Source organism: Dietzia sp. HMSC21D01, assembly GCF_001815995.1.
In the GTDB taxonomy this organism is placed as follows: Bacteria; Actinomycetota; Actinomycetes; order Mycobacteriales; family Mycobacteriaceae; genus Dietzia; species Dietzia cinnamea.
On the sequence record NZ_KV823978.1, the window covers coordinates 1 to 8364 of the forward strand.

Annotated in this window: 10 protein-coding genes; 7 read left to right on the forward strand and 3 right to left on the reverse strand. The window is 72.1% G+C overall.

The genetic code is table 11. From position 1 onward, the window contains the following. The first annotated feature begins 298 nt into the window (after positions 1-298). Genes HMPREF3086_RS11410 through HMPREF3086_RS11425 form a run of 4 tightly spaced genes read left to right on the forward strand, consistent with a single transcriptional unit; the run spans position 299 to position 3449 of the window. Positions 299-1252: a Rossmann-like and DUF2520 domain-containing protein gene (locus HMPREF3086_RS11410; protein ID WP_061227476.1), complete on the forward strand. Its 954-nt coding sequence runs from the start codon at positions 299-301 to the stop codon at positions 1250-1252. Further along, positions 1249-2235: a pantoate--beta-alanine ligase gene (panC, locus tag HMPREF3086_RS11415; protein ID WP_061227475.1), complete on the forward strand. Its 987-nt coding sequence runs from the start codon at positions 1249-1251 to the stop codon at positions 2233-2235. The genes HMPREF3086_RS11410 and panC overlap by 4 nt, the downstream gene beginning before the upstream one ends. Beyond that, positions 2236-2661: an aspartate 1-decarboxylase gene (gene panD / locus HMPREF3086_RS11420; RefSeq protein ID WP_007630228.1), complete on the forward strand. Its 426-nt coding sequence runs from the start codon at positions 2236-2238 to the stop codon at positions 2659-2661. A gap of 17 nt (positions 2662-2678) precedes the next feature. Then, positions 2679-3449: a type III pantothenate kinase gene (locus tag HMPREF3086_RS11425; RefSeq protein ID WP_070721961.1), complete on the forward strand. Its 771-nt coding sequence runs from the start codon at positions 2679-2681 to the stop codon at positions 3447-3449. 33 nt (positions 3450-3482) lie between these two features. On the opposite strand, the gene ygiD is transcribed toward HMPREF3086_RS11425, so the two are convergent. Further along, positions 3483-4274 (reverse strand): 4,5-DOPA-extradiol-dioxygenase, encoded by a 792-nt coding sequence (gene ygiD / locus HMPREF3086_RS11430; RefSeq protein ID WP_070721963.1) that lies wholly within the window; start codon positions 4272-4274, stop codon positions 3483-3485. Positions 4275-4508: 234 nt separating this feature from the next. Between ygiD and HMPREF3086_RS11435 the strand changes: the two genes are divergently transcribed. From HMPREF3086_RS11435 to lysS, 3 genes are read left to right on the forward strand one after another with little or no spacing between them, the layout of a single operon-like run. After that, on the forward strand, positions 4509-4949 hold the full coding sequence (locus HMPREF3086_RS11435) for a rhodanese-like domain-containing protein (protein ID WP_070721964.1): 441 nt from the start codon (positions 4509-4511) through the stop codon (positions 4947-4949). Between the two features lie 39 nt (positions 4950-4988). Then, positions 4989-5948, forward strand: coding sequence for a glutaminase A (glsA, locus tag HMPREF3086_RS11440; protein ID WP_070721971.1), 960 nt, complete (start codon positions 4989-4991; stop codon positions 5946-5948). A gap of 21 nt (positions 5949-5969) precedes the next feature. Beyond that, positions 5970-7601 carry a lysine--tRNA ligase gene (gene lysS, locus HMPREF3086_RS11445; protein ID WP_070721965.1) on the forward strand — a complete coding sequence of 544 codons (1632 nt, stop codon included), beginning with the start codon at positions 5970-5972 and terminating at the stop codon, positions 7599-7601. Here the strand turns inward: lysS and HMPREF3086_RS19630 are convergent. Together HMPREF3086_RS19630 and HMPREF3086_RS11455 are read right to left on the reverse strand one after the other, a co-directional pair. Further along, on the reverse strand, positions 7598-7855 hold the full coding sequence (locus tag HMPREF3086_RS19630; RefSeq protein ID WP_070721967.1) for a DUF1801 domain-containing protein: 258 nt from the start codon (positions 7853-7855) through the stop codon (positions 7598-7600). The two genes, lysS and HMPREF3086_RS19630, sit on opposite strands and share 4 nt — an antisense overlap. Positions 7856-7989: 134 nt before the next feature. Next, the coding region (locus tag HMPREF3086_RS11455) for a L,D-transpeptidase (protein ID WP_141764069.1) at positions 7990-8364 on the reverse strand (375 nt) is incomplete at its 5' end.

Here is an 8364-nt window from a genome sequence, read left to right on the forward strand (position 1 = left end):
CCGAGACCGCGTCCGAGTCGGCGCCGGCGAGCCGCCACGGCGAGGGCCGCGGCCTGTCCGTGGCCGAGCTCATGGCACGCCTGGGGGAGGGCGACGCGCCCAAGCCGAGCCGTCGCCGCCGCCGCGCGGAAGACTGACGTGCGGAGGACTGACGCGCGAGCGGCTCCTCCGGTTCTGTGAAGTGCGCCACTCGATACTGATTCGACCCGTCCACAGGACTACTCTCGCCTGCGAGATGTCCGGGACCCGCCAACAGTGAGCGGGCCTGGAACGGATCGAGCACTGGAGCACCCCTGAGATGTCCGACCACGGCGTCACCGGAACACCCCCTGCCCGCCTGTCCATAGGCCTCGTGTCCGCCGGCCGGGTGGGTACCGCCGTCGGAGCCGCCCTCGAGCGCCGTGGCCATGTCGTGTCCGCGCTGGTCGCCCGCTCCGAACGGTCGCGCGACCTCGCCGCGCGCCGACTCCCCGAAGCCCGCATCGCCGACCCCGCCGCGGTCGCGGCGGCCGGCGAACTCCTCATCCTCGCCGTGCCGGACGCCGCACTCCCGGGCGTCGTGTCCGAACTCGCCGAGGCGGACGCGTTCAGGCCCGGCCACATCGTCGTCCACGTCGCGGGCGCGGTCGGCGCGGAGGTCCTGCGCCCGGCCGCCGACGCCGGCGCCGTGGTCGTGGCGGCCCACCCGGCCATGACCTTCACCGGCGGATCGGCCGACGTCGACCGCATGGAAGGCTGTTCGTGGGCCCTGACCGCGCCGGACGAGGTCGGCCTCGTGGTGGGCCAGATGCTGGTCATGGAGACCGGCGGTCTGCCCGTCACGGTCGCCGAATCCCACCGCGCCCTGTACCACGCGGCCCTCGCCCACGGGGCGAACCACCTGGTCACTCTCGTCAACGACGCGGCCGAGGCGCTCGCGGCCTCGTTCTCCGTCCTGCCCGGCGGGGCCGTCGAGGGTGATCCCGACGGCATGCTCGGTGCGGACGCCGAGGCGCTCGCCCGCCGGACGCTCGAGCCGCTGCTGCGGGCGGCCCTCGACAACGTCCTGGCGTCAGGCGACTCCGCGCTGACGGGGCCCGTGATGCGCGGCGACGCCGTCACCGTCTCCCGCCACCTCGACGCCCTCGAGGACGTCGACGGCGGTATCGCCACCGGGTACCGGGCGCTCGCCCTGCGCACCGCCGACCGCGTGGGCGCCGGCCCCGACGTGACCGACCTGTTGGCCCCCGACCTCACGGAGCAGCTTCGATGACCTCCACGACGTACCCGGTGCGCACCGCGGTGCCCGGCCGTCCCGCCACCGGCTACAACCGCGGTGAGCTGACCGTCCACCACGACCCGGCCACCCTGAGCACCGTCACCGAGTCCCTCCGCAAGGTCGGCAGGCAGGTCACGTTCGTGCCCACCATGGGTGCGCTCCACGAGGGCCACCTCGCGCTGGTCGAGACCGCCCGCCGGACCCCCGGCTCGGTCGTGGTCGTGTCGATCTTCGTCAACCCGCTGCAGTTCGGCCCCGGCGAGGACCTCGACGCCTACCCGCGGACGCTGGACGAGGATGTGGCCCGCCTCGCCGATGCCGGCGTCGAGCTGGTCTTCGCGCCCAGCGCCGCCGCCATGTACCCCGAGGGCCCGCGGACGACACTGCAGCCGGGACCGACGGGTGAGATCCTCGACGGCGCGGCCCGCCCCGGCCACTTCGCCGGGATGCTTACCGTGGTGAACAAGCTGTTCAACATCGTCCGACCGCACCAGGCGTTCTTCGGCGAGAAGGACTACCAGCAACTCGTGCTCATCCGCCAGATGGTCGCGGACCTCGACATGGACGTCCGCATCGTCGGAGTACCCACCGTCCGCGAGTCCGACGGCCTGGCCATGAGCTCCCGCAACCGCTACCTCTCCGCCGACGAGCGGGAACTCGCCACCGTTCTCAACGCCGCCCTGGTCGCCGGGACGTTCGCGGCGAAGGGCGGACGGGAGGCCGTCGTCGACGCCGCCCGCGCGGTCCTGAGCGAACGCCCCCAGATCTCCGTGGACTACCTCGAGCTGCGGGGAGCCGACCTCGGCGAACCGCCGGAGGAGGGCCCCGGCCGACTTCTCGTCGCGGCCCGTATCGGGACCACCAGACTCATCGACAACGTCGGCGTGGCCATCGGCACCGGCTTCCTCGCCGCCGCCGAGGCCACCGTCGCCGCCCAGCAGGCCGAGATGGCCGAAGACCTGAAGGAAGGCCTGTAGATGCAGCGCACCATGCTCCACTCCAAGATCCACCGTGCCACCGTCACCCAGGCCGACCTGCACTACGTCGGCTCCTGCACCATCGACGCCGACCTCATGGACGCCGCCGACCTGCTCGAGGGCCAGCAGATTGACATCGTCGACATCGACAACGGCAGCCGCCTGACCACCTACGCCATCACCGGTGAGCGCGGCTCGGGGGTCATCAGCATCAACGGCGCCGCCGCGCATCTCGTCCACCCCGGCGACCTGGTCATCATCATCGCCTACGCCCAGATGGACGACGCCGAGGCCCGCGCGTACAAGCCCCGCGTCGTGTTCGTCGACGGCGAGAACCGCATGCTCACCGAGGGCACCGACCCGGCGGACGTCCCCGAGGGTTCGGGTCTGAAAAACCCGCGCGTGCCCGAGCCGGCCGCCGTCTGATCCGGCACGGACACGACATGCTGCTCACCGTCGACGTCGGTAACACGCACATCCGACTCGGCGTCTTCCACCCCGGCGGCGGCCCGCTCGAACGCACCTGGAGCATGCGCACCTCCCCGGCGGTGACGTCCGACGAGCTCGCCCTGACGATCCGCGGACTACTGGGGGACTGCGCTCAGCAGCTCACCGGCATCGCCGCGATGTCCGTGGTCCCGTCCGTCACGGGCGAACTCCGGAGGATGGCCGCCGACTACTGGCCGCAGCTGCCGGCCGTCGTCGTCGCGCCCGGGGTGAAGACCGGGGTACCGCTGAAGGTCGACAACCCGCGGGAGGTGGGCTCTGACCGCGTGGTCAACGCGCTGGCCGCCCACTACCTGTTCGACGGGCCCGTCGTCGTCGTCGACGTCGACACGGCGACCACCGTGGACGCGGTCTCCGCGCGCGGCGAGCTGCTCGGCGGGGCGATCGCGCCGGGTATCGACATCTCCGTCGACGCCCTCGCCGACCGCACGGCCCTCCTGCGCAAGATCGAGGTCGTGCGGCCACGTGGAGCGCTGGGCAAGAACACCGTCGCCGCTCTACAGGCGGGGATCGTGATCGGGTTCGCCGGCCAGATCGACGCCCTCGTCGACCGCCTGCGCACCGACGTCGACGAGCTGGCCGACGCGTCGGTCGTGCTCACCGGGCTGCGCGCGGACGTCGTCGCGGAGGAGTCGCGGACCATCACCGACGTCGAACCCGAGCTGGCGCTCGAAGGACTGCGGCTGGTGTTCGACCGCAACTGCTGACCGCCCGGTCGCCCGAACCCGGCCGCGGCCCCGTCAGGCCGCGGAGCGGTAGCTGGTCATGGACACCGACCCCCAGGCGTAGCCCTTGCTGAAGGCGTCGAGCGTCTCGCCGGTCTCGGCTGCCATCCCGGCCGTGTACAGCAGGGGCAGGAAATGGTCGGCGGTCGGCACGGACGCCTGCGCGTCCGGATGCTCGAGCAACGCGAGGGCGTCCTCGGGCCGCGAGGTGAGCAGCTCCTGGGCGTGGTCGTCGAAGCGGTGCGCCCAGTCGGTGCCGGCGTTGCCGCGGGACGGGTCCACCGCGCCGAGGTTGTGCACGACGTTGCCGCTGGCCAGGACCAGCACGCCGGAGTCGCGGAGCGCGGCCAGCTTCGTGCCCAACTCGAAGTGGTAGCTCGCCGGCTTGGTGGCGTCCACCGACAACTGGGCGACCGGCACGTCGGCATCGGGGAAGACGTGCGCGAGCACCGACCACGTCCCATGGTCGAGGCCCCACGAGTCCAGGTCGGCGCCCACCCAGGTCGGCTTGACGACCTCGGCCACCTCGGATGCGAGCTCGGGCGCGCCGGCGGCGGGGTACTCGAATTCGTTGAGCTCGCGGGGGAAGCCGAAGAAGTCGTGGATGGTGCGCGGGGATCTCATCGCGGTGACGGCCGTGGCGTTGATGTACCAGTGCGCCGAGACGGCCAGCACCGCCCGGGGGCGCTCGGGGAGCGAGTCGCCGAGCGCGGCCCAGTGGCGGGTCCACTCGTTGACCTCGAGGGCGTTGAGGGGGACACCGTGGCCGATGAAGACGGCGGGCTGGCGGGCGGGTGAGGGGGTCATCGCTACTCCTTCGTCTCTGTACATGATGCATCAACTACCTTTGGCGGCGCCAGTGGCCCACGCCCGCGTCTCCGCTCTTGCGGTAGATAGACCGGTCTGTCTACTATTGCCGTCATGAACGCGCGACGAATGCCCCCGGCCGGTCCGGCGCCATCCGTGCGGGTTCAGCACTGGTGTTCCCGGCCGGCAGCCCCTCAGCCAGTCCCACGCCGACACCCCTCCCGGGAGCACCAGATGACTTCACGCGTCCGTACCTTCACCAACGCCACCGCCGCCCGGTCCGCCGCCATCGGCGACACGGTCCTCACCGCCGCCGAGTACCCTGCCGCCGTGCGGGCGGGCGCACTGGTCGTGGACATCCGCTCCCGCGCACAGCGCGAGCGTCAGGGCGTCCTCGCCGGCGCGATCGCCGTCGAGGCCCGGCCCGCCGTGGACCTGATCGACCCCCGTTCGGCCGCGCCCCTCGCGGCCGTCGGTGAGGGTCGCGAGGTGGTCCTCGTCAGCGACGACGGCCTGGACGCGGAACTGTTCGCCCTCGAGCTCCACTCGCGCGGCGTGCGCGGGGTCCGTGCGGTGGACGGCGGCCACGACGCGCTGCGCGCCGCCCGGGCGCTCGCCCTGCTCTCGGACGCCGAGCACCTGCTGCGCGAGCGCTCCGCCATCTCCGCGCACTGACCGGGGGCGCCCGTGGGCGCGCGCCGGTACGGTCGCAGCATGACGTACATCTCCGCCGACCTCCTCGCCGAGATCCTGGACGAGGTCCGCGACGACACCTCCGGGGAGCTGGTGCCGCACCTCGGCGACTACGAGCACCCCAGCCCGGACGCCCTCGCGCTGGCGGTCTGCGACATGGACGGCCAGATCATCTCGGCCGGTGACGACGATCTCCTGTTCGACCTGCAGTCCGCCTCCAAGCCGTTCGTCTACGCGCTCGCTCTGGACCAGAAGGGTGTCGACGAGGTCGCCGCCCGGATCGGCGTGGAACCGTCGGGCGAGGCGTTCAACGAGATCTCGCTGGAGGCGGGAACGGGCCGCGCGCCCAACGCCCTGGTCAACGCCGGCGCGCTGGCGGCGCACGCGTTGGTGGGGGACGAGGACGACGACGAGGAGTCCCGTTTCGAACAGATCAGGGGGTTGTTCACCCGCCTGGTGGGCCGGGAGGTCGAGGTGGACGAGGAGATCATCGAGATCGAGTCCCGGAGCGCCAACCGGAACCAGGCGCTGGCGCATCTGCTGGCGGAGGCGGGCAGTCTGGCGCAGGACCCGCATGAGGTGGTCGCGGGCTACAGCCGTCAGTGCGCGATCCGGGTCGACACCCGCGAGCTGGCCCACATGGCCGCGGTGCTCGCGAACCGGGGACAGGCACTGGACGGTGACGAGCAGATCCTGGGGCACCGGGCGACGCGCTACGCCAACAGCGTGATGTTCACCTGCGGGATGTACGACGCGGCCGGCGACTGGGTCTACCAGGTGGGGTTGCCGGCCAAGAGCGGCGTCTCGGGCTGCCTGTTCGCCGTGGTGCCCGGTCGGCTCGGGGTGGCGGCCTTCTCGCCGCGGCTGGACGGGCACGGCAACAGTGTGCGTGCGGCGGGCGCGATCGAGGAGCTCTCGGACCGACTGCACCTGCACGTGTTGGACGAGGTGGGTGGCTACGGGTTCGATCCCGCCGCGTAGGGACGACTATCCTCGTCAGTCGTGACCGACTCGACTCCCGCCGCGCCCGGGGCCGCCACCGGTGAGCCCGCCGACGACACCCCTGAGCAGCTGCGTATCCGCCGCGACAAGCGGCAGCGCCTCCTCGACTCCGGGGAGCAGGCGTACCCCGTCGAGGTCCCCCGCACCCACGGGCTCGCCGAGATCGCCTCGGACCCGCGCTTCGCCGCGTTGGAGCCGGGGGAGGAGACTGACGTCGTGGTGTCGGTGGCCGGCCGGGTGCTGTTCGTCCGCAACACCGGCAAGCTGTGCTTCGTCCGTCTCCAGGACGGGATCGACCCGTCGGCGGACCTGTCCACCCCGGTGCCGGAGGGCGAGTCCGGGCCGCTGACGCCGCAGCTGCAGGCCATGCTGTCGCTGGCCAACGTGGGCCAGGAGCGGCTCGACGCCTGGAAGCAGGACGTCGACCTCGGCGACCACGTCTCGGTGACGGGCCGCGTGGTGCGCTCCAAGCGCGGTGAGCTGTCGGTGATGGCCGACGAGTGGGTGCTGGCGACCAAGGCCCTGCGCCCGCTGCCGGTCGCGCACAAGGAGCTGAGCGAGGACACCCGCGTCCGCCAGCGCTACACCGACCTCATCATGCGCGACACCGCGCGCCGCAACGCGCTGACGCGGATCAAGGTCGTGCGCGCGCTGCGTGACGCGCTGGAGAAGCGCGGCTTCCTCGAGGTGGAGACGCCGATGCTGCAGACGCTGCACGGCGGCGCCGCGGCCCGGCCGTTCGTCACCCACTCCAACGCGCTGGACCTGGACCTGTACCTGCGCATCGCGCCCGAGCTGTACCTCAAGCGCTGCGTGGTGGGCGGGATCGAGCGCGTCTTCGAGATCAACCGCAACTTCCGCAACGAGGGCGTGGACTCCTCCCACAGCCCGGAGTTCGCGATGCTGGAGACGTACCAGGCGTACGGCGACTACGACACCTCGGCCACGATGATCCGCGAGGTCATCCAGGAGGTCGCCACCGCGGTGTTCGGCTCGACCACGGTCACGCTCGCCGACGGCACCGAGTACGAGCTGGGCGGTCAGTGGCGCGAGATGCGGATGTACCCGTCCCTCAACGAGGCGCTGCAGCGCAAGCATCCCGAGTTGGCCACGGCGGGCGCAGAGACGGTGACCGTCGACACCTCCGTCGCCGAGCTCATCGAGCTGGCAGGGAAGGTCGGCCTGGAGGTGCCGTCCGGCAAGGGGTGGCTGCACGGCAAGCTCGTCGAGGAACTGTGGGAGCACCTGTGTGCCGACCAGCTCGACGGGCCCGTCTTCGTCCGTGACTTCCCCGTCGAGACCTCCCCGCTGACGCGCGACCACCGCACCGACCGCGGCGTGACCGAGAAGTGGGACCTGTACGTGCGCGGGTTCGAGCTGGCCACCGGCTACTCCGAGCTGGTCGATCCGGTGATCCAGCGGCAGCGCTTCGAGGACCAGGCCCGCCTGGCCGCGGCCGGCGACGACGAGGCGATGGTGCTCGACGAGGACTTCCTCGCCGCGATGGAGCAGGGCATGCCGCCGACGACCGGACTCGGAATGGGGATCGACCGGCTGCTCATGGCCTTGACCGGGCTGGGCATCCGCGAAACGATTTTGTTCCCCATGGTCAAGCCGCTCCCGCGCGACTAGGCGGGGCCCCGGGCCCAGGCCGCCCCGACCATCTCGCGCAGCACCTGCTCGTCGACGCGGTCGAGCCTGGTGACGTAGAGGCAGCCCCTGCCGGTCTTGTGCGGACCGAGCCGGGCGAGGAGGTGGTCCTCGTCGGGCAGGAACGCGGAGTTGTCGTTGCGGCCGGTGGGCGCGGGCCGGGCCACGGGGTCCGCGAACGCGTGCCCCGCGGCGGCCATCGCGTCCCGCAGGACGCCGAGCTGGGACGGCCCCACGCCGTGCAGGGCCAGGATCTCCTTCTCGGGTAGGCCGTCGAGCTGGCGCAGATCGGTGATCCCGGCGGCGGCGAGCGCCCGGGTGGCGGGGCCGAGAGGCGCGGGAGGGGTGACGGGGAGCCGGTCATGTCGGTTCAGAACGCGACGACCTCGTCGCCGACCCGTAGGTGGTCGAAGAAGTGCGCGGCGGCGTGTCTGCCCAGGTGCACGCACCCGTGCGAGGGCTCGTCCAGGCGTCCCTGATGGAAGGCCATCCCACCCACGGTGAAGTAGGTCGAGTACGGCATGGGCGAGTCGAAGAGCCGACTGTGGTCGTGACGCACGTGCCGCAGCACGTGGTGTGTGCCGCGGGTGGTCTCGTACCCGGGCTTCCCGGTCGTGACGGGGACCGGCCCGTACGTGACGCGGCCCGCGTCGACCATCCACGCCCGCTTGCCGTCCACGTCAACGCACGCCCGGGCGCTGGGCGGGCACTGCGGGGGCGCGGGGGCGTCGGTCGCCGCCGGTGG

What these genes read in the sequence shown, in the direction of transcription:
- HMPREF3086_RS11410 (WP_061227476.1), top strand. Translation starts at nt 299, where the DNA reads ATGTCCGACCACGGCGTCACCGGAACACCCCCTGCCCGCCTGTCCATA.
- panC (WP_061227475.1), top strand. Translation starts at nt 1,249, where the DNA reads ATGACCTCCACGACGTACCCGGTGCGCACCGCGGTGCCCGGCCGTCCC.
- panD (WP_007630228.1), top strand. Translation starts at nt 2,236, where the DNA reads ATGCAGCGCACCATGCTCCACTCCAAGATCCACCGTGCCACCGTCACC.
- HMPREF3086_RS11425 (WP_070721961.1), top strand. Translation starts at nt 2,679, where the DNA reads ATGCTGCTCACCGTCGACGTCGGTAACACGCACATCCGACTCGGCGTC.
- ygiD (WP_070721963.1), bottom strand. Translation starts at nt 4,274, where the DNA reads ATGACCCCCTCACCCGCCCGCCAGCCCGCCGTCTTCATCGGCCACGGT.
- HMPREF3086_RS11435 (WP_070721964.1), top strand. Translation starts at nt 4,509, where the DNA reads ATGACTTCACGCGTCCGTACCTTCACCAACGCCACCGCCGCCCGGTCC.
- glsA (WP_070721971.1), top strand. Translation starts at nt 4,989, where the DNA reads ATGACGTACATCTCCGCCGACCTCCTCGCCGAGATCCTGGACGAGGTC.